The 24,384-nt window shown below is 59.4% G+C and carries 22 protein-coding genes and 1 tRNA gene; 6 read left to right on the forward strand and 17 right to left on the reverse strand.

What is annotated here, in order from left to right; translation table 11 throughout:
- Positions 1 to 76: 76 nt before the first annotated feature.
- Positions 77 to 1,228: a class C beta-lactamase gene (ampC, locus tag B5E41_RS09530; protein ID WP_088393034.1), complete on the reverse strand. Its 1,152-nt coding sequence runs from the start codon at positions 1,226 to 1,228 to the stop codon at positions 77 to 79.
- A 125-nt stretch (positions 1,229 to 1,353) separates the two neighbouring features.
- Here ampC and B5E41_RS09535 point away from each other — a divergent pair, with 125 nt between their 5' ends.
- Positions 1,354 to 2,229, forward strand: a complete 876-nt coding sequence (locus B5E41_RS09535; protein ID WP_088393036.1) for a LysR family transcriptional regulator — start codon at positions 1,354 to 1,356, stop codon at positions 2,227 to 2,229.
- Between the two features lie 42 nt (positions 2,230 to 2,271).
- Here B5E41_RS09535 and B5E41_RS09540 read toward each other — a convergent pair whose 3' ends face one another.
- Together B5E41_RS09540 and B5E41_RS09545 are read right to left on the reverse strand one after the other, a co-directional pair.
- A complete protein-coding gene (locus B5E41_RS09540) occupies positions 2,272 to 3,264 on the reverse strand; it encodes a sugar-binding protein (protein ID WP_088393038.1) in 993 nt (330 codons plus the stop codon).
- A gap of 47 nt (positions 3,265 to 3,311) precedes the next feature.
- A complete protein-coding gene (locus B5E41_RS09545; RefSeq protein WP_088393040.1) occupies positions 3,312 to 4,292 on the reverse strand; it encodes an NAD-dependent epimerase/dehydratase family protein in 981 nt (326 codons plus the stop codon).
- Between the two features lie 187 nt (positions 4,293 to 4,479).
- Between B5E41_RS09545 and B5E41_RS09550 the strand changes: the two genes are divergently transcribed.
- Positions 4,480 to 5,274 (forward strand): ATP-binding cassette domain-containing protein, encoded by a 795-nt coding sequence (locus tag B5E41_RS09550; RefSeq protein ID WP_176439369.1) that lies wholly within the window; start codon positions 4,480 to 4,482, stop codon positions 5,272 to 5,274.
- Between the two features lie 33 nt (positions 5,275 to 5,307).
- Complete coding sequence (locus B5E41_RS09555) at positions 5,308 to 6,306, forward strand: ABC transporter permease (RefSeq protein ID WP_085779084.1); 999 nt, start codon at positions 5,308 to 5,310, stop codon at positions 6,304 to 6,306.
- A 304-nt stretch (positions 6,307 to 6,610) separates the two neighbouring features.
- On the opposite strand, the gene B5E41_RS09560 is transcribed toward B5E41_RS09555, so the two are convergent.
- Positions 6,611 to 6,937 (reverse strand): GYD domain-containing protein, encoded by a 327-nt coding sequence (locus tag B5E41_RS09560; protein ID WP_064804337.1) that lies wholly within the window; start codon positions 6,935 to 6,937, stop codon positions 6,611 to 6,613.
- A gap of 223 nt (positions 6,938 to 7,160) precedes the next feature.
- On the opposite strand from B5E41_RS09560, the gene B5E41_RS09565 reads away from it, so the two are divergent.
- Entirely contained in the window at positions 7,161 to 7,649 is a 489-nt protein-coding gene (locus B5E41_RS09565; RefSeq protein ID WP_088393044.1) for a GFA family protein, read from the forward strand.
- Positions 7,650 to 7,701: 52 nt separating this feature from the next.
- Here B5E41_RS09565 and B5E41_RS09570 read toward each other — a convergent pair whose 3' ends face one another.
- The 3 genes from B5E41_RS09570 to B5E41_RS09580 form a co-directional block, all read right to left on the reverse strand.
- Positions 7,702 to 8,490 (reverse strand): DUF1236 domain-containing protein, encoded by a 789-nt coding sequence (locus B5E41_RS09570; protein ID WP_088393259.1) that lies wholly within the window; start codon positions 8,488 to 8,490, stop codon positions 7,702 to 7,704.
- Between the two features lie 97 nt (positions 8,491 to 8,587).
- Positions 8,588 to 8,983 (reverse strand): DUF1236 domain-containing protein, encoded by a 396-nt coding sequence (locus tag B5E41_RS09575; protein WP_088393046.1) that lies wholly within the window; start codon positions 8,981 to 8,983, stop codon positions 8,588 to 8,590.
- A gap of 122 nt (positions 8,984 to 9,105) precedes the next feature.
- Positions 9,106 to 9,378, reverse strand: a complete 273-nt coding sequence (locus B5E41_RS09580; protein WP_088393048.1) for a BON domain-containing protein — start codon at positions 9,376 to 9,378, stop codon at positions 9,106 to 9,108.
- Between the two features lie 270 nt (positions 9,379 to 9,648).
- Between B5E41_RS09580 and B5E41_RS09585 the strand changes: the two genes are divergently transcribed.
- Positions 9,649 to 9,936 carry a DUF982 domain-containing protein gene (locus B5E41_RS09585; RefSeq protein WP_210303071.1) on the forward strand — a complete coding sequence of 96 codons (288 nt, stop codon included), beginning with the start codon at positions 9,649 to 9,651 and terminating at the stop codon, positions 9,934 to 9,936.
- 270 nt (positions 9,937 to 10,206) lie between these two features.
- Here B5E41_RS09585 and B5E41_RS09590 read toward each other — a convergent pair whose 3' ends face one another.
- The 8 genes from B5E41_RS09590 to B5E41_RS09625 all read right to left on the reverse strand — a co-directional run bounded on the left by B5E41_RS09590 (position 10,207) and on the right by B5E41_RS09625 (position 22,650).
- The gene (locus B5E41_RS09590) at positions 10,207 to 11,568 is read right to left on the reverse strand and encodes a peptidoglycan L,D-endopeptidase MepK (RefSeq protein WP_088393261.1); all 1,362 of its coding nucleotides are present in this window, start codon (positions 11,566 to 11,568) and stop codon (positions 10,207 to 10,209) included.
- 333 nt (positions 11,569 to 11,901) lie between these two features.
- Complete coding sequence (locus tag B5E41_RS09595) at positions 11,902 to 13,419, reverse strand: FAD-dependent oxidoreductase (RefSeq protein WP_088393050.1); 1,518 nt, start codon at positions 13,417 to 13,419, stop codon at positions 11,902 to 11,904.
- A gap of 134 nt (positions 13,420 to 13,553) precedes the next feature.
- Entirely contained in the window at positions 13,554 to 15,407 is a 1,854-nt protein-coding gene (locus tag B5E41_RS09600) for an adenylate/guanylate cyclase domain-containing protein (RefSeq protein ID WP_088393052.1), read from the reverse strand.
- 302 nt (positions 15,408 to 15,709) lie between these two features.
- The gene (locus tag B5E41_RS09605) at positions 15,710 to 17,692 is read right to left on the reverse strand and encodes an acyltransferase family protein (protein ID WP_088393054.1); all 1,983 of its coding nucleotides are present in this window, start codon (positions 17,690 to 17,692) and stop codon (positions 15,710 to 15,712) included.
- A gap of 1,142 nt (positions 17,693 to 18,834) precedes the next feature.
- A complete protein-coding gene (locus tag B5E41_RS09610; protein ID WP_088393056.1) occupies positions 18,835 to 19,902 on the reverse strand; it encodes a cyclic nucleotide-gated ion channel in 1,068 nt (355 codons plus the stop codon).
- A gap of 388 nt (positions 19,903 to 20,290) precedes the next feature.
- Positions 20,291 to 20,572, reverse strand: a complete 282-nt coding sequence (locus B5E41_RS09615) for a hypothetical protein (RefSeq protein WP_141098754.1) — start codon at positions 20,570 to 20,572, stop codon at positions 20,291 to 20,293.
- Between the two features lie 507 nt (positions 20,573 to 21,079).
- A complete protein-coding gene (locus tag B5E41_RS09620; RefSeq protein WP_088393060.1) occupies positions 21,080 to 21,790 on the reverse strand; it encodes an SOS response-associated peptidase in 711 nt (236 codons plus the stop codon).
- A 176-nt stretch (positions 21,791 to 21,966) separates the two neighbouring features.
- Positions 21,967 to 22,650, reverse strand: a complete 684-nt coding sequence (locus B5E41_RS09625) for a phosphatase PAP2 family protein (protein ID WP_088393062.1) — start codon at positions 22,648 to 22,650, stop codon at positions 21,967 to 21,969.
- A 378-nt stretch (positions 22,651 to 23,028) separates the two neighbouring features.
- Between B5E41_RS09625 and B5E41_RS09630 the strand changes: the two genes are divergently transcribed.
- A complete protein-coding gene (locus B5E41_RS09630; RefSeq protein ID WP_088393064.1) occupies positions 23,029 to 23,268 on the forward strand; it encodes a DUF982 domain-containing protein in 240 nt (79 codons plus the stop codon).
- 55 nt (positions 23,269 to 23,323) lie between these two features.
- Here the strand turns inward: B5E41_RS09630 and B5E41_RS09635 are convergent.
- Positions 23,324 to 23,400 (reverse strand) — tRNA-Arg (locus B5E41_RS09635).
- Positions 23,401 to 23,600: 200 nt separating this feature from the next.
- Positions 23,601 to 24,383 carry an ATP-binding cassette domain-containing protein gene (locus tag B5E41_RS09640; RefSeq protein WP_088393066.1) on the reverse strand — a complete coding sequence of 261 codons (783 nt, stop codon included), beginning with the start codon at positions 24,381 to 24,383 and terminating at the stop codon, positions 23,601 to 23,603.
- Between the last annotated feature and the right edge of the window lies 1 nt (position 24,384).

The raw sequence follows: 24,384 nt of genomic DNA on the forward strand, positions 1-24,384 counted from the left end.
GCCGTCGGTGTGATTCAAGGCTGACGCGTAAACAGTCCGCTCCGGCGTCCGTCGCGCCGATTGCGCCCATTTCCGATCAGTCGGCCGCAAGTGCGGTCAATATCTGATAGGCGGCGGCGACCCGATCCTGGTTGGGATAATTTTTATTGGCCAGGATGACGATGCCGAGACGCTCCTTGGGAATGAAGGCGACATAGGCGCCGAAGCCGTTGGTCGAGCCTGTCTTGTTGATCCAGACGTCGTCACGCGGTTTCATCGGTGGCCTGAGCTCAGAGACCGGAATTGTCTTCAGCATAGCGGCCGAATTGCCCTCGAGCAGGCTCGCCAGGGTGGCGGGATAGGCATATTGCTCCCAGATCAGATCCTGGGTCATCGCCCCGACGCTGAAATATCCGGTATGGGTCCTGGCAATCGCCTGCTGCAGCGTTTCGTCGAGTTTGACCAGGCCCATATTGGCGCCGACGAAGCGGATCATGTCGCCGGCCGTCGATCTCACGCCATAGGCTTCGGAGGAAAGCAGGGCCGGCGTCAGCCGCGCCGGCTCGCCGCTGCGCTTATAGCCTTGAGCATAATCGGCCAGCCGCGACTTCGGCACCTTGATAAAGGTGCTCTTCAATTCGAGAGCGGCAAACAGTTTGCCTTCCATCAGGGCTGCGAAATCGCCGCCCATGGCCTTCGCAGTGATGTAGCCGAGCATGCCGATGCTCGGATTGGCGTAACTTCTCTGCGTCCCCGTCGCGTAGGAGGGCTGCCAGGCGGCGAAATAGGAAAGCAGCTGCTTTTCGGTCTTGACATCATCGGGCAGCTGCAGCGGAAATCCGCCGGCGGTATGGGTGGCGAGATTGATCAGCGCGACATCGCCGAACGGCTTGCCTTTCATCGCCGGCAGATATGTGCTCACCTTGCCGTCGAGCGAAAATTCGTCCTTCGCGTCAGCGTAAGATGCCAGCGTCGCAGTGAAAGTCTTGCTGATTGATCCGAGTTCGAACAGCGTCGTCGGCGCCACCGGCCGGCCGGTCTCCTTCGATTCGACGCCATACGTGAAGACATGCTGCTCTCCATCGACGGTGATGCCGACGGCAACGCCCGGGATGGCGTTTTTCTCCATGACCGGCTTGATCGCGGCGTCGGCGATCCCCCTCACTTTCGCGGCATCGGCGGCAAAACCGCTGACGCCACATGCCGAGATCAAAGCGGCCGATAAAATTCCTATCCCAATAATCTTCATATCAGTCATCCCTCCAAAGGTCGGTGAACAGAGCTTGAAGCGCACTCAGACCGCGTTTAAAGGCGCTGTTTTCCGATCACAAACGATGATATCTCGCGGGAGATAAAAGAAAATCTAGGGCTTACATGGTTCGTCCATTCCTCCCGCTGAACAGTCTCCGCGCCTTCGAAGCCTCCGCGCGGCATCTGAGCTTCACCCGCGCTGCAATCGAGCTCTGTGTCACCCAGGCGGCCGTCAGCCAGCAGGTCAAGGGACTGGAGAAGCGGCTGGGCGTGGCGCTGTTCCAGCGCCTTCCCCGCGGCTTGAAGATCACCGCGGAAGGCGAAGCGCTGCTGCCGGCGGTCACCGCCTCCTTCGACCAGATGGCGACGACGCTCGACAGGATTGAGGCCGGGCAGGTGCGCGAGCTCATGTTCCTCGGTGTCGTCGGAACCTTCGCCGTCGGCTGGCTCCTGCCGCGGCTTGCGGATTTCCAGCGCCGGCATCCCTTCATCGATCTGCGCATTTCCACCAACAACAACCGCGTCGATCCGGCGGCGGAAGGGCTCGATTTCGCCATCCGCTTCGGCAGCGGCTCATGGCACGGCACGCAGGCTGAGCGCCTGTTCGAAGCGCCGCTTTCGCCTCTCTGCATCCCGAAACTGGCCGACGAACTCCGATCGCCGGCAGACCTTGCCGGGGCGACATTGCTTCGCAGCTATCGCACGGATGAGTGGAGCACCTGGTTCCAGGCCACGGGCGTGCCGCCGGCCGCCCAGGTCAATGCCGGCATCGTCTTCGATTCCTCCGTCGGCATGATGGAGGCGGCTCTGCAGGGGCTCGGCGTGGCGCTCGCCCCGCCCTCGATGTTTTCAAGGCACCTCTGCTCGGGTGCGATCGTGCAGCCCTTCGCCACCGTCATCTCGCTCGGAAGCTATTGGCTGACGCGCCTGCAGTCGCGGCCGGTCACGGCGGCCATGCGCGCTTTTTCCGACTGGATCTTTTCGGAAATCGAAAGGTAATCCAGGGGAGCGCCCACCGGAATGGGCGCTCCGATTGAGGCGTCATTTCTGGATGCAAGTATCGACCGTATCCTTGGTGCACTCGTCCAGCCCGGTAAAGACCGGATCATCGACCTTCTTGCCCGAGATCAGGTCCATCATCACGGTCGGCGCCTTGTAGCCCATTTCGAACGGCCGCTGGCCGACGAGCGCGGTAACCAAGCCTTCCTTGGCGATCGCCACTTCATCGCCAATCGTGTCGGCGGCGCCGATGACGAACTCGTTCTTGCCGATCTTGTCGGCCATCGGCTTGAACAGGTCGCGATAGGGCTGCGGGGCGCCGAACAGCGGCCAGCCGCCCATAATGCCGAAGGCGTCGAGGTCGGGATTGGCGGCGAGGATGTCGGTCATCGCCTGCACGCCCTTGGCGCCGTCGTCATTTGTAAAGACCGGGCAGCCCGCCACCTCGGTCCAGCCGCCTTCGCCCTTCAGGGCGTCGAGTCCCTTCTTGCCGCTCAACGTGTCACGCATACCCTGGGCGCGGCGCAGGATGTTGTCGGCGCCGGGATTGCCTTCGATCGTGCAGATCTTGCCGCCCTTTGGCTTGGCCTTCTTGATATATTCGCCGATCTTGGCGCCCATCAGGTAGTTGTCGGTGCCGAGATAGGTCTTGCGCAAAGCCGAATCTTCGGCCGCCAGATCGGCATCGAGCGTCATGACGGGTACGCTCGGATTGGCGGTCTTGAGCGTCTGGGCGATCAGCTTGGCGTTCGACGGCGAGATGGCGATCGCCGCCGTATCGGCCTTGCCGAGCATATCCTGGACGATCTGCGCTTCGCCGGCCTCGTCCGAGGTCGATGCCGGGCCGGTATAGAAGCATTCATATTCGGCCGAGGCGTTTTCCTTGTTCCATTTCTGGCAACCCTGGTTGATCGCCTCGAAGAACGGGTTGTCGAGGCCCTTGACGACGATGACCAGCTGCTTCTTGGCGGCCATGGCCTCACCGGCCGTGAACGCCACGACTGCAGCAGCAGCCAGCAATAATGCCTTCCTCATAGCTTCCTCCCTTTTTGAAATGGCGGACGCCTTCGTCCGCCCTGTTATCAACCGGGATACCAGACGATACGAGGCTCCTCCCTCGAACGCTGGTATTCCCAGGCTGAATCGATGAGCTTTTCCAGATCGTAGACGGGGCGCCAGTCCAGGAGGAACTTCGCCTTGCTGTTATCCATCCAGTTCGAGTGATATTCACTCGGGATGTCGACGGAGCCGAGCCCGCGCGTGCGGGCGAGATAAGCGGCGACTTCGCCGTAATCGACCGGCCGATCCATCGCGATGTTGAAGAGCTGGCCCACGGCACGCGGATTGTCGAGCGCCGCCAGGATCGCGGAGACGAGATCGTCGACATGGACGAAATTGCGCTTCAGCGGCCGTCCGTCGGCATCGCGCAGCAGCGGCACCGTGCCGTCGCGCGCATAACGTTCCGCATCGGCCGGCGGCACCAGGCTCTTCCAATCCGGCCCGCCGAACACGTCGTCGCCGAAAGAGAGGGTAAACTTGAAATCGTCCTTCTCCATGATCCAGGGCGCGCGCAGGCAGCAGCTGTTGATGCCGTATTGGATGGCGAACTGCTCCAGCATCACCTCTTCCAGCACCTTGGAAAGCGCGTAGCAGCCGGGATATGCCCGATGCGGCGTCTTTTCGGTCACCGGCCCGTCGTGACGATAGAAGAAATGGCCGATGCCGGCATCGCCGCCGATGAGGATGAACTGGCGCGCCGTCGGGTTTAGGCGAAAGGCCTCGAGCAGCCAGAACAGCCCCTTGACCGTAACATCCATCACATCGTCAGGCGTTTCCTTGCAGGTGGCGAGATGCAGCACATGGGTGACGCCCGCCATCGCCGCTGTCACGACGGCGCTGTCGGCGATCGAACCCTTGATGACCTCGATGCGGTCGGACTCTTCGATCACGCGGTTGTGGCAAAGCGCGCGAATGCGTGTATTGGAAAACTTCGGCTCGTCAAGCAGCCCAGATATGAAGCGCCGCCCGACCTTGCCCGTAGCCCCGGTGACAAGGATCAGCATGGTCTCTCTCCCAGCAACAGCTAATATCCCAGCGTTTCCGGCGTCAATCTGTATTTGCGCGGCGAAGTAGATTTTTGCTTGAGCGGGCCGGTTAGGCCGAGATTTTATTGACCATTCCTCGGCCATTTGCGTAAATGATCATAATCGCTTTTTCGGGAGGAGATCGGGAGAGCGAGATTGCAGGTGGCTGGCGTCCGATGCGCCACGGCAGCCTGCGGGTTCCGGGGAGGGTGGTCGGCTGGCAGCGGTTCTCGAACTTACCAATATTTCCAAGCATTTTGGTGCCATCCAGGCGGTAAACGACGTGTCGTTTACGCTCGAAGCCGGCCAGGTCGTCGGTCTGATGGGCGATAACGGTGCGGGAAAGAGCACGCTGGTCAAGATGATCGCCGGCAACTTCCGGCCGAGCGAGGGCACGATGCGGCTCGACGGCAAGGAAATCGTCATGCACCGGCCGGTCGAGGCGCGCCAGCACGGCATCGAGATCGTCCATCAGGATCTGGCGCTCTGCAACAATCTGACGGCCGCCGCCAATGTCTTCCTCGGCCGCGAGCTCCGCCGCGGCGTCGGCCCGTTCCGCGTGCTCGATTACAAGACGATGTACAGGCGCGCCGGCGAGATCTTCAAGGAGCTGAAATCGGAAACCCGCCCGCGCGATCTGGTCAAGCAGATGTCGGGCGGCCAGCGGCAGGCGGTGGCGATCGGCCGCACCATGCTGTCGGAAGCGAAGATCGTGCTGATGGACGAGCCGACCGCTGCGATTTCGGTCCGCCAGGTGGCGGAGGTCTTGAACCTGATCCGCGAATTGCGCGATCGCGGCATCGCGGTCGTGCTGATCAGTCACCGCATGCCGGACGTCTTTACCGTCGCCGATCGGGTGATCGTCATGCGCCGCGGCCGGAAAGTCGCCGACAAATCGATCGCGTCGAGTTCGCCGGAGGAAGTGACGGGTCTGATAACAGGCGCCATCGAACAGGTTTGAGCGGCGCGACACGAGGCAGAAAGAAGGTCAGCAATGGCAGTTACCCTTGACCAGACGATTGCGCAGAGAGAGCGAAGCCGGCTTTCGGAGTTTGTCGGCAGCCAGACCTTCTGGGTGCTGATCGCCGTCATTCTCGCCTGCCTCTTCCTGTCCTTCGCCACCGATTCCTTCGCGACGGCGAAGAACCTCTACAACATCACCCGCAACGTCACCTTCGTCGCCATCATTGCGCTCGGCATGACGCTCGTCATCATCACCGGCGGCATTGACCTCTCCGTCGGTTCGGTGCTCTGCCTCTGCAGCATGGTGCTGGCTGTCACCATGCATGCCGGTTACGGCATCGAAATCGGCATAGCGGCCGCGATCGGCACCGCGCTTGTCGTCGGCGCTTTCAATGGCGTGATGATCGCCTATCTCGATTTCCCGCCCTTCGTGGTGACGCTCGGCATGCTGTCGGTGGCGCGCAGCCTGGCCATGGTCGCCTCCAACAACACCGTCGTTTTCCAGTTCGGTCCCGATCACGACAAGCTCCTGGCGCTCGGGGGCGGCGCCTGGTTCCTCGGCATCGCCAATCCTGTCCTCTACATGATCATCCTGGCGCTTCTGACCGGCTTCGTGCTGCGCTGGACGCGCTTCGGCCGCTATATCTTTGCCATCGGCGGCAATGAACACGCCGCAACACTGACCGGGGTTCCCGTGCGCCGCATCAAGGTCGCCGTCTACATGATCTCGGCGCTGTCGGCCGGCATTGCCGGCATTGTCCAGACCGGCTGGCTCGGCGCCGTCACCACCAATATCGGCGCCGGCATGGAACTGCAGGTTATCGCCGCCGCCGTCATCGGCGGCGCCAATCTCGCCGGCGGCGTCGGCACCGCCTTCGGCGCCCTGGTCGGTGCGGCGCTGATCGAAGTGATCCGCAACAGCCTCGGCCTGCTCGGCATCAACGCCTTCTGGCAGGGGACCTTTATCGGCGGCGCGATCGTGCTGGCGGTGCTGTTCGATCGGATCCGGAATTTCAGGCAGAGCGAATAGGCTTCATCGGCGTCGGCATATCGGCCGCCTCCGCCGCTGCTTTGTAGAATGACGTATTTTGTCTTGCAGCAACTGGCCTTATAAGCAGTTCAGGTTTTGGGGTAGGCTTGTTCAACCGCGCAACCTGCGGTGATCGCCCATCGCAGCCGGCAGCTGCGCCTGCATCGACCCCCACGCCGAGCACCCCGACCGACCCGAATGCCGCGCCCGTCACTGGTGTCGGCGGAGTTCCACTCTGAAACAGCCGTCACTGACCACCGCGCGCGCCGAGAGTTCGTCTTGCTGCCGGCGCTGTTCCACCGGCCTACGCCGCCGGTGGACGGTACCGGATCGACTTTGCCTTTTCCAAGGCCCGGATCGTATCCTCGACCTCGAGGAGCACGCTGGTCTCAATGGAGCTGAGCGCGCCGCCGGCGCCGATCGCAAGCGTGACGGCCGCCATCGATACGTTGTCGGGCGCCTCCCACAAATTCCATCCGTCATGCTCGCCGAAGGCGTACCAGAACCCGTGGAGTTTGCCGCCCACGGATTCGATGTAGCTGCGTGCCGCCTCCCGGCGATCCTCGGGGTTTTCGATCATGCGCGCCCAGGTTTCGGGCGTGTAGCTGAAGCGCGTGAGATACATGGCCATGGTCTGCTTCCTCCGCCAGAGCGATAGAGTAAACGCCCAAGCCGGGTGGAAGGCGAGTCACTCAATGTGCGTATCGGAGAGAGGGTGCTGCGGTTTGATGGTCTTTCCCACGCGGAAACTCGTTGCTCCGTAGGTATTCGGCAAAAACCTGTGACAAGAGCCGATATGCCTGGCTACTCTATTTTCAAATGACTTCGGGGCTTCAGAAAGCGAGGGATGGACCATGGATGTCGATTTCACAGGCGGATGTCAGTGCGGCGCAATACGTTATGCGCTGAGCCAAAGACCGCAGAATGTCCATGTCTGCCACTGCCGCATGTGCCAAAAGGCGGTCGGCGGACCGTTTGCGATCATCTGCCCGGTTCTGAAGCCGGCATTTCGGGTCACGCGCGGCACGATCAGTTATTTCATGAGTTCCGACGTTGGGCGGCGCGGCTTCTGCGCCGCCTGCGGCACGCCACTGACCTTCGACTATCCGGATGGCGACGACATCGGCGTTCTTGTCGGCACCTTGGATGATCCGAACCAGGCGCCTCCGGAAAATCAATACGGCAATGAGAGCCGCGTTGTCTGGTATTCCGGGCTGAGAGATGTTCCCGGTGACTCTCCCACCTATGCCGCTAACCCGGAAATGCGTCTGCGGATCAGCAGCACGAACCACCAACATCCGGATCACGAAACCGACGTCTGGCCGCCGGTCGACGCTAGGTGATGGCGGGGCGGCTCGGCGGCGAAAAATAACGCCGCCGGGACCGCCTGCCGGTTTAAGCCTCGATGATGTAGACGATCGTCAAAGCATTCGGATCGACGATGACGATCCGGCCGTCCGCAAGGATGAAGAAGCGATAGCCTTCATATTGCGGCACGATTTTGACGATGCGTGGGGGCAGCGGGTCAAGCCGGACTTTCTTCGGAATTTTCACCCCGACGGAGACCGAGAAGTCCACTTCCTTCACCGGCTTGACATGGACCTCCTTTACGACCGTTCGAATTTCGGTCTGCTGCTCGACCGATATGTTGACGTTGGTTTTGGTGTTCGTCTGGTTGTTGGTCGTGGTGTTGTTGTTGACGTTGGTTTCCGACGAGCTCTTGTTTGTCGTCGTCGCATTCTGATCGCTCGGCTGCTTCGACGTATCGCCGCTCTGCGTGGTGGTGGTGCCGGATTTGGCGGCGGGCTTCTGTTCGGTCGTGGTGGCGCCGCTGGCGTCCGGCGATGCGGGCTTGGTTTCCGTCGAAGCCTTGCCCGGGGTGCTTCCGCTCGTCGAGCTGTTGTCGTTCGAAGGCTGTTCAGCGCTCTTTTTCATGTCGGAGCCCTGGCCGGATTTCTGCTGTGTCGTCTGACCCTTGCCCTGCGGGCAGGCCCCGGAAGCATCGGGGGTGCAGTCGGTCTTGCCGGCGCCGGATTGCGAACCGGAATCCGTGCTTTGAGAACCGGGCTGGGCTTGACCGCTGCTCTTGGTCGTGTCCTGCTGGGCCGCGGCCGGCAGTGTGGCAAGCGGCGACACGCTGAGCGACAGCGCAGCCAGAAGCATGGTGAGATGGTTGCTTTTCATGATCATTCTCCGAAGTTTGAACGCGCGATGCCGCCCGCATTCTCATGCGTGACATGCGCGCTCTGATTGTTGGAATGGCGGCTTTGCCGTCTGTTGGTCACTCGATGACCTGGATGACGGTCCGCGAGGAAGGTTCCACGATCACACGCTGATCGTTGACGATCGCATATGCATATTTCGGATCGTCGGGAATTGGCGTTACGACGACGGTCTCCGGCAGGGGTTGTCCGACGACGACCTTCTCCTTCACCACGACGCGTTCAGCCGGGGCGGGAGCCTGCTCGACATAGGTCACCACCTTTGGCGGCGGCGGATCGATGACGCTGCCTGCGACGCCGCCGACGATGCCGCCGACGGCAGCACCCACCGGGCCGCCGACGATCGCACCCGTCGCGGCGCCGCCGACCGCACCTGTGACCGTCGACTGCTGCGCAAAGGCAGACGCCGATGCCAGCAGGATGCCAGCGGCAGTTGTTACTGCTTTGATATTCATCTGTTGCTCCATTGACGCGGTTGGTTCCACTGGAGTGCCAACCGGCTAACGGAGGAACGGTTCCGGAGTTAGGACTTGAGGCCGGGGCTTAGCCGACCTTGGTCCCAGCCGCCGACCCCTCGCTACTGCGTGGAGAAACGGCTCAGCATCCGGTCGTGGACATTCTCCTCACCGACGATCATCGCGGCAAGTGCTATGGCTTTTTCGCGGTCGGCAGGCCTTGTTATATAGCCTTCGAGCAGCACGACAGGGCCGAGCATCCTGACTTCGATAGCGCTACTGTCGATGTCGGGATCAGCGGAAAGGGCTGCTTCGATTGTTGCGATGGTTGCTGCCGAACTGTGGCCTTGCGAAAAGCGCTCTTCGTGGTTGTTGTTGTCGGGGCCGAACTTCATCTCCTCCTCCCGTTCCGCCCCTCCACGGACCTGCAGGTTACATGCATCTGTTATATGAGCAGCGAATGTCGCCCTTCCAGTGCGACTTAGGTCCGGCTTTTCCCCGGCGTCACCTGCCTTAGATGCTTCCCGTCCGATTGAAGGACGTCTCGGGAAGGCCCTGGTCGTCGCGAAGCACTGCCGGGACCTCCTGCGAAGCGCCAACTCGCCGATCCTGGCGTCCGCGTTTCAGCGGATGGGAAAGGTTTCTTGTGGAGGGTAAATGAACGAATGGCAATACAGACGGTCGGTATCGTGGACTGGCACACGAGCGAAGACTTCGCGCCTCTGATGCTTGTAATGGGCGGCCAGGAAAAACACAGGCTGGTCCGGTCGCTCGGCGAGGTCGCCGGCGCGCTTATCGCCGCCTGGCCGACGGATGACGGGCGGGAATATATTGCGGCTGTAAAGACCTGCCTGGATGCGATCCAGGGCAATATTTCGCCCGATGTGGCGCGCGCCGCACTCATTCGCGCCGCGGAGGAAGCCGGAATACGGGTGATCGCGGTCGTTCACTGAGACAGTGAGATGAGCCGGCGGCCTATGCACAGCGCCGTTCGGGCCGCATGAAATAATGGAGCCGCCGGCGATCGTCGGCTTACCCGCTGCCGTGCCGCCGCGCGCAATCGGATCTCGGAAGGTTGTCTCGAGGTATTGTGGATCGCACAGAGCATAGGGATTCAGTGTCACCATTGGCTCTCCGCCCTTGTCCCCGCAGCAACTGAGCAATTCTCTGGCGCAAGCTTAGAAACGCCTTCCGATCCCTATGTACCTGTCGTTTTCCTGTGGTCACCCCTCCGGGAGCGACGAAAACCGGCTTGCGTCGAACGGACCTGTGGCGGCGACCGGAACGGGATTGTCGTCTGAAGCCGCGACATTCGCCTCGCGATGGACCGTGCGTGGGGAAAGGCGAGGCGCGCTCAAGCCAATCGCCGCGCCGGGAGAATGCAGCGCCCATTGCATCAGCGCCGCTTCGGACGTCGATCCAAGGAAATCTGCGTCTTCCCACGACGCGGTCATCGGCAGGGAGGCGATCATGTCGGCGCCCTGCCTGGAGGTCTGCGGTGCGGCAACGACGGGCTGGAAGCGTGCGTGAGCCGGCAATGCGGGCGGCCGTCTCTCCGGAAGTGCTGCAATCGGGCCGATCGAGGCAGTCACCAGTTTGTCGTCCGCGCCCGCGTCCAGGGCGAGGGGGCGCATCGCCGGTATCGGAATCGGGAGAGATGAAAGGTCGGGAGCGGCGCCTTTGTCATCGCGCTCGGCCGCGCCGGTCTGCTGCGCTAGCGCATTCAACGCCCGGCTTCTCGACGTCGGCAGCAGCGCCGTCACCAGCTTGTTGTCCGTGGTGCCGCCGCTCGGGGTGGCGGAGGCTCCCGTGTCTTCGTCTTCTCCGGCGGTGCTGGCGATCTCGATCGAGCTGGAGCTGACGCGCTTCCTGTAGTTCGCAACCGCCTGACTGTATCCCGGCAGCGGCCGGCCATCGGCCGGAAGATGCATCGTCTTCCCATTCGGGAATATGCGCGCGAGTTCCTGCCGGGACATACGGGGCCAGGCCCGGACATTGCCGACATCGAGATGCACGAAGGGCGATCCCGACGTCGGATAATATCCGACACCGCCGACCTGCATCTGCATGGCAATGGCACGCAGTGTCGCAAGCTTCACGCCGGGAACGTAGAAATCCATCGCCTTGCCCAGCATGTGCTGGCTCTTCTTGGCGACGCCAGTGCTGCGCGAGCGGTTGCGCAGCATGTTGTTGGTCGCAGGGGAACGATAGGCGGAGACGACATGGATATAATCCTTGCCGCCGCTCTTCTTATACACCTCCCAGACCAGGTCGAGCAGCCGCGGATCCATCCGGGTCGGCTCGTTCCTTCGCCAGTCGCGCAGGAACCGGTTGATCTGGGCGAGGCCCCTTGAATCGAACTTTCCATCCCGCTTGTAGGTAATCGTCGCCCTTTCGCCCGTGTGGGTAAAGAACAGCTTCAGCGCCCGATCTTCCGCCGAGGCGAGGGATGCAGAACCGGCAAGTGCCGGCAGCGCAAACAGAGCCGGCAGAACGGTCTGCGCCGCGAAGCGTTTGGCACGCGACAGGAGCGCGGCAATTCCGCCCAAGGCTTCACCCGATAAACCCTGTGAATACTCCAACACCAACAATCCCGTCCCACACCAAACATTCGACGGGCGGAAACCTCCGCATCCATCAGGCCCAGTAAAGCCAGCTTATGGTCAACAAAATGCTAACGAGCGCATGTGGAGGTTTGGCGAATTGAAGATGTGGGCCCTCGAGGCGTCAAGCTCGTGAATGTGCGCACCACTTTAAGCTTGATCTGGGTGAGGCGGTTTGGATCGAACCTTCCGTCGCGCCCCTCTCGCCCGTATACGTGAAGAACAGTTTCAGGGCACGACCTTCCGATCAGGCTCGCCATCGCCGTCTGATCATCTTACCCGCCCGCGGGACTGAATGAGCAACAAAAGGGACTATCAAATGCCGGCCAATGGCGAAACAGCCGGGCCATTCAAAGCGGTGCCGTCGACGGCGAAATGTGAGCCATGGCAAGGACAATCCCAGCAGCGCTCAAGGGAATTCCAGTGCACGTGGCAGCCTATGTGTGTGCAAGATGCCGATTGTTTGTAGAGCACCCCAGCCTCTGTTCGGAAGGCGGCGATCTTGGTCAGCCCCTCCCGGACAATGGCGCCTTCGCCGGGCTGCAACTTGTCGACGGAATCGAGTTCGCCAGGCGCGACATACTCTGCGAAATTCTTGATCGCCGTCGCATTCTCCATCAGGTAATCGCCGATCGCCCGGGGCGTCTTCCGCGAGGGCTCGTAAAGTTCCCGCCACGGACTGTCGCCATTGAGCACGAGATCGCGGATCAACAGTGAAGCGACCACGCCATGGGTCATGCCTTCGCCGGAATCGCCGGTCACGACGAACACGCGTTGATTGCCGGGATTGCGGCCGATGAAGCCGGCGTAGTCGATCGTCTCCATCACCTGCCCAGACCAGCGATGGGTCTCGGCTCCAATATCCGGCATCAGACGCCTGGTCCAGGCCGTCAAGGCAGCAAAGCGCTCTCCGGCATCGTCGACAGCGCCGGTTTTGTGGTCTTCACCGCCGACGATGAGAAAGTCCGTCGCGCCGTCACCGGGTTGCAGACGCACGTAATGATAGGGATCTTCCATGTCCCAATAGAGCCCATCTGCGATCGCCCCGCGTTCGATCTCGAAAGCCATCGCGTAGGTCCGATACGGCGCTTGCTTGGTGTGAATGGCGACACGGTCATTGATCGGCGAATTGGTGGCGACCACTGCCCATTTGCCGGTGATGCTGAAGCCGGAGTCCGTCGACACACGAACACCGCCTTCGGTCTCCTCGACCTGCTCGACCACTGTGTCGCAGAAGAGTTTGCCGCCGCGAGCGCGAATGCCCGCCGTCAGCCCACGGAGATATTTGAGCGGATGGAATGTCGCCTGACTGGCATAACGAAGCGCGGGTGTCGCAGCGCACCCCGCAAATGGCAGGCCTGTGACTTTTTCGACCGCGGCGCCGATTCGCAGTGCAGCGTCGAATTCGCGTTTGAGATCGGTTTCCTCTCCTTGGGACGATGGAAACAGGAACCCGTCGACACGTCTGAAATCACAGTCGATACCTTCGGTCCCCCGGATCGCCTCTATACGGTCGATCGCCGCCGATTGGCTCTCATAAAACCGGCGAGCCAGGTCGCGCCCTCGAAGATCAATCAACTTGGAAAAATAGTCGTCGCAAATGGATGACAGATGCGCCGTCGTGCGGGCCGTCATGCCGCTGCCTATCTGGCCGCGATCGATGACATCAACCTTCTGTCCTGCAAGGGCGAGTTCGTACGCTACCGACAAGCCGGCAATTCCGGAGCCGATGACAACGACATCGGCCTCATCATTCCCAGTGAGTGGAGTGGCGTCGGGCATAACCCTGAGCGAGGCCCACAAGGAGACAGTTCTTTCGTCGCTCACATTCATGGCGCACATCTCCGAACAAGTATTTCCTAAATTGAAGAAGGCACGCAAAAGTTCCGCCGGGACCCTGCCAAACCTGCCCATTGGCAGACGGGGGCGAATGGAATCCGCCACGAAGGCCGAATACCATCGACAGCCTATTGCGGCGGAAGGCCGGCGCGCGCAAGGTCTGCCGCGGCGTGATCCATAATAGAAGGATCTCGGAAGTTCCAGGTCTGCCGCCACGACTGGATCGTCGCAGTCGGAGCTGACTTGAGCATCTTCTCGACGGCAGCTCGGGCGTCTGCCTCGCGTCCGAGGCGCACATAGGCGATGGCTAGTTGCAATGGTGCGTCGGCGAAATCTGTTGTCTTCAAAACCGCAACTGCATCTTCGTTCTTGCCAAGCACGATGTAGATAAAACCTCGCACATAGTTGAAAAACCAAGATAGCGCAGGATCCCGCGCGGCCGCAGCGTCGGTCAGCTCCAGCGCCTTTTCGGTTTGACCGGCTTGTAGAAAGATACTCCCTGCGTCAGTAAGCGTGAACGCATTGTAGGGTGCCACCGCAATGGCTTTGTTCATTGCCGCAACAGCGCCATCATGGTCCCTTTTGAGAGTCAGGAGCCAAGCGTTGAGCCAATTTGCCAGTCTCACCACTTGCGGGCTTAGATTCTTGTCTGCGAGGACCTGATTAACCAGTCGCTCCGCCTCCCGAAGATCGTCCTGCGGGTCGGAACTGTAGAGCAGCGCAGCGTTCAACCAGTGAGACCACCCCCATTCGACGGTCAAAAGAGGGGAGCCAGGGAATGTCTGCAGGCCCTGTCGTGAAATCTCACCGGATCGTTCGATACCTTCCTTCGTGTAGAGGTTCAATTGGCTTTCCGCGCGCAAGTAGTAGTCGTATTCAGCAAGATTGGTGCTATCCTTACCCCAGGCCTGACTGTAGTCCGCTTTGCGAATGGCTCCGAACTCGCCCGTCATCGCGCCCACGATCTTGCCGGTCAACTCATCCTGAAGCGCCCATGGGTCAGTTCCCGTTTTGTCGAAGCGGTCCGCCCAGACATGGTCTCCGGTTTTGGTGTTGATAAGCTGTGCAACGATGCGCACTCTATCGCCTTCCTTGCGTACGCTGCCCTCGACGACATAGCCGACGCCCAGCTCCTTGCCGATCTGGCGGATGTCGCCTTGCTTGCCCTCATACGCAAACGACGAAGTTCGCGAGACGACCGCAATGTCAGAAAAGCGCGAGAGGATCGCGATGACGTCGTTCGCCAGCCCTTCTCCCATGTACCCAAGGCTCTTGTCGGCACTGAGATCAGCGAAGGGCAATACGGCGACAGAAGGAATCGTCCCGGAACCTGCAGGAGAGGTGATGGTCAGCGGATTCTGTAACGCCATCCATGCGGCCACCAAGGCGACGATGGTTGCCGCGGCCGCAATGGCCCACCATCGTCGGCCGATCCTGCGCTTGTGTCGAATGCGTCGGCGTGGCGCGGCGTCGATGCGCACTTGGTAGACATCGATAAGCTCTTCGATGTTCTTGACCTTCTGCCGTCCGACGGAATCGAAGGTAAATGCGAGTTTGTTCTCGACCTCCTTCGCCACCTTGCCGGAAACGCATATCCCGGCCGGTGGCGCGAGTTGCTCCAGCCTGGCCGCGACGTTTACGCCTTCGCCATAGCGGTCGTCACCGTCCACGATCACTTCGCCGATGTTGATACCAATGCGGACGTTGAACCTGTCCTCCTCAGGGACAGAGGCGTTGCGCTCGGTCATTCCGCGCTGCAGAGACACGGCACATTCGACTGCGTCGACCACGCTGCCGAACTCCGCGAGGAGGCCGTCGCCCATGAGCTTGAAGATGCGCCCATGATGCCGCGCAATCTCGGGCTCAAAAAGCTCGGTGCGGCGCGCTCGAAGACGGTCAAATGTGCCCGCTTCGTCTTGTTCCATAAGTGCGGAGTATCCGACCACGTCGGCGGCTAGAATTGCAGATAACCTGCGCTCCATGTCTCAATCCCCCGACATGAATTCTCCCCAGACAGTATACACGATGTTGCCGCATGTTTCAGCGGTGGCTAATAAACATCCGTCGAGCGTTCGATCGGTGGTGACCGACGCCGCTGCGGCTCTGAAACCGGGAATGGAACGGCACGCTATCGGATCGAAGATCACCGGAATGTATGCCGGCTCGATCGGCTGCAGCGACTTCCGCTATGGGAATGGAAAGCGGAGCACGCTCATCGTCTTCTTCCATGTCATGCGCGACGAGAACCAACTCATCGAGGCGATGGGTATGCCTAAATCCGGATCTAATTTGATGGAGGAGCGGCAGACGCGGCGCCAGCGTTCGGCTGAGAACTTGCCGTTCGTTCGGCTTGCGTGGCATGCGGCGGTACCAGGAAATCGAGCAGACCGTCGCTACGCAGATCGGCGGTTCTCTTTTCCAGGATGTCACCAATCAAGGTCGTCAGAAATTCTGCTGTCATATGGTTCCAATCTGTGATGAACGGAACACCCCTGCTGCTGGTCAGGCATTTCTCCTTGTCATAATCGCAGTGAAGCTTGACGGTATCGATGTAGGTGAACGCAAGATCGGACGGGAAAAATGGCAGTTGCGCCAAAGCCTGGTTGGCCGGCGGATAGGTCGCTTCCCGCAGGCATATAGAGGCATCGGATTTTCTCTGAAACATCAGCCCCAGGCACGAGTGCGATTGGTCGAGCTGGAAATAATTTCCGAAAACGAAAACGCGCGCGTCATCCGAATGGCTTTTCATCCAGGAAATAAGCTCGAACCTGAAGGGGTTGACGGTGTACTCGAAAGGCCGAAGGCTTGTGAGGAAGATTGCTTTCGTTCGGCTGAGCAATGATTTGTCGTTGATATATTTTTCAAACGGAATGCAGTATTTATCGTAAATGCTGGCGCGAGAGGGGGCCTTAACAGTATCGTTCTTGATCTCCACCATGCAGTTCAAATAGCTGAGGGCCACGATTTGATATCGGTCGGTATCGATGTAGTTTTTCAGCGCGATCGACCAGTTTCTGGCGTGCGAGTCCCCAATGATGAAGATAACGGGTTTCCCGGCTTGAATGTTGTCGTTCAAGCTTAGAAAAGTGCTTTCGAGCCGTGCTTCGTTCGCCTGCGCGAGAGGTGGATAGACTTCATCCAACCTGTGAGGAAAACCGGCCATAGTGATTGCCGACAGGACAGCAGCCGTGATGGTCGCGACCGAGGAGCTCAGGTAGATCCAGAAGGCGCGGTTTCTCCTGGTGTAGCGGATGGGCTTTTCGATGACGACGAAGCTCACGACCGCGAGCAGGGCGGTCGCTGCAACGGCAAGAAGCTTATCGCCGTTGGTGAAATCCAGGCTTGTCAGCCGCCAGAAGGCGAAGACCGGATAATGCCACAAATATAAGGAGTAGGATACCAATCCGGTGAGCGCCGCAGGCCGAGAAGCCAACAGCCGCCCCGCTGCGTTCTCACGGCTGGCGAATGCGAGCACCAGACAGGTCCCGATCACTGGGATCACAGTGACCCGGCCAGGATGAGCCGTGTCCTTCCCGAACAAGATGAGGGAACCAAGAACGAGCGCAAGCCCGGCCGCTGCGAGCAACGGCCGAGGGCGCACGCGTCCGCGCCTCAGCTCGTAATAGGCGAGAAGTGTTCCGGCCAGAAGTTCCCAGGCCCGGGTGAGCGGCGAGTAGAAGGCTTGCTGCTGATCATGCCGTACCGTTACCACACAGAATACAAAGCTGAGGGCCGCCACGAGTAGCACGCATGGCAAAAACCTTGATTTCAAATATCGGCGCGTGATCAGCAATAAGATCGGAAAGCCGATATAAAACTGCTCTTCGACGCTCAGCGACCAGGTGTGAAGAAAAGGCTTGAGAAGGGTAATGGGCTCGCCGTACTGGGCCGCGGTAAAATAGAAATAGATGTTCGATCCAAACAGGAGCGAGGAACCGATGGAATTCGCGAAATCCAGCAGTTCCGATGGCAACAAGAGGTAATAGGCGAAGGGCATTGTCGCGAAGATGACCGCGAACAAGGCCGGCAGAATTCGCCGCGCACGCCGCGTATAGAATTTTAGAAAATCGATGCGTCCCGTCGCTTCGATTTCTGTCAGCAGAATCTGGGAAATCAGGAAGCCGCTGATCACAAAAAATACGTCGACGCCAATGTATCCACCCTGAAGCAAGGTGTGGCCGGCCACAGTGAACTCGGCGTGATAGAGAATAACCGCGATCACCGATATGGCCCTTAGGCCGTCAATCTCTGGTCGATAAACCTTCAATGCTAACGCCTGCCTTGGATATCGAGAGCGTAGTTCGGTCGCGCGCAGGGGTGGCGCTTTTGGGCTGACCTAACACAGAGATCTTCGAGGGAGAACAGTACGGCCTGATAAAAGTTTTGGGGGCGGGGCCGATTTCAATCTTTATTTTCTATGCTGTTGTAAATCAGCATTCCGGAACCCTTGATGGGCAATCGGAAGGAGCGATGCAATCGCAATTACATTCGCAACAGGCTGCCTTGATTTCTGGCGTGTCACTGAGGGCGCTCGCCCCTGAGGCGTTCATCGCCGGAGACAGGCTGCCAACAACAGTCGCAGCTACGAAGACCGGGGTGATCGAGACCGTAAGGCGGTTCAGCCCGCTCAGGGCTGATCGCCTTCGCCGGCCTCACAATCGGCGGCATTGTCGCATATATGAGTGACGGGCGGCGTGCGGCACTGGCCAAAGATCAACTGAACCGTGTCGTGCGCTCTGGATAAAAAAGCCCCGCCGAGACGGGGCAATTAGTTGAGGACGAAACCGCGCGTCGGAAGTCAGAGGCTTGCGAGCGCAGGCATCTTGCGCGGTCTCAATGCGATAACGATTGGCGGCCATCCTAGTTCCTGTGCGGTTTGGGACAGAGTATTTGCTCTCGGTACTACGAGTTCCGTTTGCACAAAAAGAAACCCCGCAAGAGCGGGGATCAAGGAATGGGGGTGTTTGTGGGCACAACGCGTCGGGGCGCTGCAACGACTACTTTGCACAAGTTGGAGATTTTTTCAATTAATATTACTTTTAACAGTTCTGCGTCCACAAATGTATTTTTCAACTAATGGAGATATTTTTGGATTTTGCACGAAAACACAAATTGACTTCTACTGGCAGCGATATTTCGTATCATTGGGGCGGGCTGCTCAGCGATCACTTGCTCACCCCAAGCATTGTATCTCCTGTACGTTGGGCGGCCACACTTCGCTCTCACAGTTAATGGTTGCGCTGCTTAGGGCTCCAGCTGCGAGCGAAGCCTTCAACCGGCGGGCCGACAGCTTCTACTGATGCTACGCGACAGTACGCCGACCGCGGCCGGCGCAGTTATCCTGCGCTATGAGCCGGTCAAGGCGCAACCTCCACCGGCCGCGGCAATGCCGCAGTCATCAGGCTTTGGTTATTCCTTCGGCGCCCCGCCCCGCCGCTCCAGCGCCGTCTTGCGGATGGTCTCCGCGATCTCCGGACTATTGCTCGACAATATCTGGAAATCCACGGCGTAGAGCGACAGCAGCGATACCTCGGTTGCTGCGCTGACCGTCGCTGAACGAGGATCGCCACTGATCAGCGCCATCTCGCCAAAGAAGTTTCCGGCACCGAGTTCCACTGGATGGTCGGGTGTCGCCACGGTGACCCGCCCCTCGACAATGAAGAACATCTGATCGCCAACATCGCCTTTGCGGCAGATCACGGCACCTGCGGGGACAATGCGCGGTCGCAACGCCCGAACGATCTCGATCAGTGCAGCGGAACCAAGCTTCTGGAACAGGGGTACGGCAGCGACCAATTGCCAGTTGCGAACGAAGTCTTGGCGGCGAACCTCTTCGTAGAAGCCGGTGGCGAGGATGCCGGCCCAAAGAGCAAAAATGCCGATCCCGCTCATCATCACCAATCCGGCCAGAACGCGACCTGCAAGACTCTGCGGGATCTCGTCACCATAGCCGGTCGTAGACAGCGTCACGACCGCCCACCACATCGCCTGCGGAATGCTGCCGAACTTATCGGGCTGGACGTCTCGCTCGATGATATAGCCGGCCAACGCAGCGCCAAAAAGAACGATGCCGAACACCGATGTCACGCCAAGCAGATTGCGCGATTCATTCGCGACCACCTTTGCCAGCAGCCTGAAGAAGGTCGAGTCGCGCAACGGCTTGAGAAGCCAAATGGCGCAATAGAGGTCTCGATCACGGGACCCAACGAACAAGAATGCAGCAGCCGGAACCAGAACCGCGAGCAAATCGATCACGAGGGCCGCCATCCCGCCCGACAAGCGGCGGCGTCGTGAAAGCAATGTGCCGCTCAATTGGAGGACATAGGCCAGCCAAATGGCCGCAAGTAGCAGCTCTAAGACAAGCCTCTCCTGTCCAGTAAGGCCCTGCGTCGTCAGTGCCGCAACGACCAAGAGACCGATTGTAGCGAACAGCGCGTTGAGCGGCGTCGAAATCTTTGAGAACGGCACTGCCGACATTACACACTCTCAACCGCCTGGCATTCGTGGACAATAGATACCTTCGGGCCACACGCAAGGGAACGGGGACTGATGCAATGTGTCTTCGCACCAAGGAATTTGGCAGCCGGAATCGCGCCACAACATGTCACAGGGATGTAGATCATCCGAGCAACGAACGGGAGCTCGTAGCCTTGCTGACTGTGCGACGCTAACGGGGCAGCGGCTGCATCAGGCCAAACCCAATGCTGCCATTCGCTCCGAACTTACCAGCAATCGAGACTGGCTGAATCCTATTCTGCCAGGTTCCGGTACGATTTCGCACGATGTCTACGGTGCGTGTATTACGCCCTTGTCCGAAAGCGCCCTGGTTTCCCAGAAGTTCCGCGGAATAGATCGCTTCGTGGGGTCAATGCGCTATGCGCGGTTCTGTCGCGATTTGGCTCATCTCGAACTGACCTAGCAACCTGATGCCTTCCATGACCGAGGCTTTTGCGGTTTCCGGTTCAGCTCGGGCGATGTCCGAGGAGTCTCGAAACAGCGTTGCGGCCAATTCCTCCAACTGAGGCCAGTTGGGATCTTGCTGAAGTTTGGCGATTTGCGCCGAATACTGGAGCTTTGAAGCCAGCGCACGTATGACCGCCTCGCGGCGTTCCGTGCTCATATCTTCCAAAGGCGTTTTGCGGGACATGACGCACTCCTTGAGAGGGTGCTGTCCGAAAGATGACCGAGAAGTGGCGACAACCATTCTCCGGATGAGCTTATTCTGAGATAAGGCGACGCCGAATCATTTCAAGCCAACGTGCGAAGCCCTGGCAGTACTCGGAGTCCAGACAGCGAAATGCCCCGCCAGGACGGGGCATTCGCACTAGACTGATGCGACCTAATCAAGGATGCCGCACGGAAATGCGCGGCAGGTAGAAGGATGACATAGTTCGCAAAAGCGTCAATTTACCTGAACTCATTAATCCGACTGGCAAACCTCAACTGGATCTATCACATTAGGCCCAGCTTTTCTGGCGGACATGACGCCTCGTGCCGTCTGACGGCCGTCAGCGAGGCGGAGAGGATGAGTCCAGCAATCATTTTGAAGAGCTCCGGCTCCCCCGAAGCGAAATGCCCCGCGAGGCGGGGGCATTCGTATTTCATCAACGACGCCGCACCGAGAAAATCGTCAATTTACCTGAATTTGCTAATCCTACTGCGGCGCCCGCCTTGCGCTGAGATCAACCCGACGTAGGGCCTCAGGCCCGATTCTTCTGGCGGTGCTTACGCGGCGCGCGATCGGCCACATCGTCATCGCTTTGGCATCGAACGGTTTCATCATTCCGCGTGGCTCTGGATCCGGAGACAGCCAGCGATCGTAGTCCTCGGGACGAAGAACAACCGGCATACGATTGTGGACTGCCGAGATCATCTCGTTTGATCGGCAGGTGACGACAGCGAAGCTCCGGATATCGAGCCCGGCCGGGTGGCGCCATTCTTCCCAGATGCCCGCCAGAGCGAACATCGAACGGTCCTTCATAGCAACAGCGTAGGGTTGCTTCTTGTAAATCCCGTCCTGCCATTCAAAAAAGCCGCTAACCGGCACCAGGCAGCGGCGCGACCGGTAAGCGTCTTTGAATAGCTCATTCGAGGCTATGTCTTCACAAGGGGCGAGGGCGGGCAGCTGGTGACGCGGCCGATCCATCCATGACGGAATGAGGCCCCAGCGAGCGATGGCAAAGGCAGGCTTTGGCCGAACACAATGGCGTCCCACGTCCTGAATGATGATGTGATAAACTTCGGCGGGAGCGCCGTTGTAACGAGGAAGGCGTTCGCCCAGGTCGTAAACCTTACCGCGCTCGGCAAAGCTGAAACTTTGTGCCAGCTCGTCAAAAGACTGAGTAACATAGATGCGACGACACATGCTTAATCCGTAGGGGTTGCCAAATACTGCGATATGGGCCGCCGCTGAGAGACGTCAATGCCGAGGCGGCGCAAGGTGCGGCCGGCCGGCTTCGACAGCCGTCAGCGAGGCGCAGAGGATCAGTCCAGTGCGCAGTGGAAGGATGTGCCGTTTATCCGAGCACGTCGAACTCGCAATCACGAGATGAGGTGTTGAATGGCCCTTCCGACGAGCCGCAGCTCGTCGAACTGCGTCACGAATTCATAGGATATGACAAAGAAACCAGAGAAGAACAAACCTGGAAAGCGCTCCTCAACCGTTAGCACAGACGGCATCAATAGCTTCTGAAGAGGGCGCGCAACCACAAGGGCTGTGCACACGCCCACAAAAGCACCACCCAGGATGTCAGTCGCATAGTGATAGCCAGCATAGATGCGCGGCAGGCAAATCACGAACGTCGACCAGATGAAGCAGGCCGCACCAAGCGGTCGGGATGCGCGCCACATCGTTGTCGATACCGCGAAGGTCAGCGCCGCATGGTCACTGGGGAAGGAACTCCAATGCTCAAGGGTGTTCGGATCAACGCCCAAAGGCAGCACGAAGTCGGGATTGCCTGAATGCAGCGGCCTGAGACGCTCTGGCAGAAACAGTTGTATAAATCGAGATATACCAATTCCGAAGAACATGTCGATGATGCATTCGACAACAACTTGCTTCCATTTATTTCGAAAAAACCATAGAAACCATAACAATATAAATAAAGGCAGAAATTTTACAGTGTTCAAATCGAGAAAACGAATAATGATCTTATTCGCTATAATCGACTTGGATGAATATTGACCCATCAGTTTCATCACGAAGGTGTCGAGACTATTCAGCATCGAGAAGCCAGCCAATTGTTTGGTTTGGATGATCCATGATGTTATACTTATGTCATCGTCTCCTTAAAACCACTTCGTGCAGCCGGCGACACAGCAATAGTGCTCGACGATCACGTTCGCTCCCGGCGTTGTCGAATACCCTTCAATACTGATTGCGGAATGATCCCCTCGTTCCAAATGGTCACCGCCCGCCAGGCGTCATTCTCACGTTGCGCGGCGGGGTCACGAAAGAGGGCGCCCCTCTGGCTCAAGCAAAGTCCCGCATCTTCGCGGGGCAATTGTGCGCGGGCTCCAATCATGCCGCCTCGGCAATATCGTCCGCTTGGAACAGATTTTCCTAATGTACGTTTGTGGGAAGCCTGCTCCACGGAGGACGCCATGATCAGGATCTGGGACGCGAACGTCGAATTGAAAATAGATGATCGTGTTCACGTCATCAGGAACGCTAGAGAGGCGGTCGCATTCTTGAAGAAATACTGGCCCGACAAGAGAAGCGCGAACTATGCGACAGCGTGGAAGCTATGCCTGGACGCGGCGAGTGGCGTTGTTCCCGATGCGGAAGCGCGATCTGCGTTCGAGGCTGCGGCGAAGGAGTCCGGCATCCTTCATCAACCGTGAGGTCGCTTCGTTTGAAGTGAGAAACTGGATCATGCCGCCATGGACCTGAGAAATATGGCGCACCCGACAGGATTCGAACCTGTGACCTTTGGAATCGGAATCCAACACTCTATCCAGCTGAGCTACGGGTGCATGCCTGAGGCGGTTTGAATCGCCTGTCCGATGGGTGGTTCTTAGCCTAGCTTGCGGCCGGCTTCAATCGTGAAATTCCCAGAAATACCGATGCTTGCGATTTGCCACGTGTTTTTGTGTGTCAGCCTCTCGGTATGTTTAAAAAACTCCGCCGGCCTTGCAGGCGGCGGAGCGGTCGTCGGGCGATGATCTTGCAGCGCTCAGATCTGCATGGCGCCGGGGCCGGGGATGGCTTTCGGCGGCACCTTGCCGAGGATGATCATGCCGAGCACCTCGTCCTTGGTCACGTCCTCGGTGCGGGCGTGGCCCACCACCTGGCCGTTCTTCATCACCGAGACGCGGTCGGCGAGGTCGAAGACGTCGTGAATGTCGTGGCTGATCAGGAAGATGCCGATGCCCTCCTTCTTCAGCTGCTTGATCAGCTCGCCCACCTGCGCCGTCTCCTGGGGGCCGAGTGCCGCCGTCGGCTCGTCCATGATCAGGATGCGGGCGTTGAAGAGGATGGCGCGGGCGATCGCCACCGATTGCCGCTGGCCGCCCGAAAGCGCCTTTACCGGCTCCTTGAAGCGCTTGAAGTTGGGATTCAAGCGTCCCATCACCTGGCGCGCCGAGGCCTCCATCGCCACGTCGTCGAGCGTGCCCCAGCGGGTCTTCAGCTCGCGGCCGAGATAGAGGTTGGCGGCGGCGTCGACATTGTCGGCGACGGCAAGCGTCTGGTAGATCGTCTCGATGCCGTATTTCTTGGCGTCACGCGGGTTGCGGATCTCGGCCGGCTCGCCATTGATCAGGATCTCGCCGCCATCGCGCTTGTAGGCGCCGGAGAGGATCTTGATCAGCGTCGATTTGCCGGCGCCGTTATGGCCGAGCAGGGCCACCACTTCGCCGGGGTAGAGATCGACCGAGGCATTGTCCACGGCATGGATGCCGCCGAAGGAGATCGAGATGTTTTTCAGTTCCACGAGGGGAGTGCGTTGATCAGCCATA

Origin of the sequence: Rhizobium esperanzae, from assembly GCF_002204185.1 — a bacterium.
GTDB classification, from domain to species: domain Bacteria; phylum Pseudomonadota; class Alphaproteobacteria; order Rhizobiales; family Rhizobiaceae; genus Rhizobium; species Rhizobium esperanzae.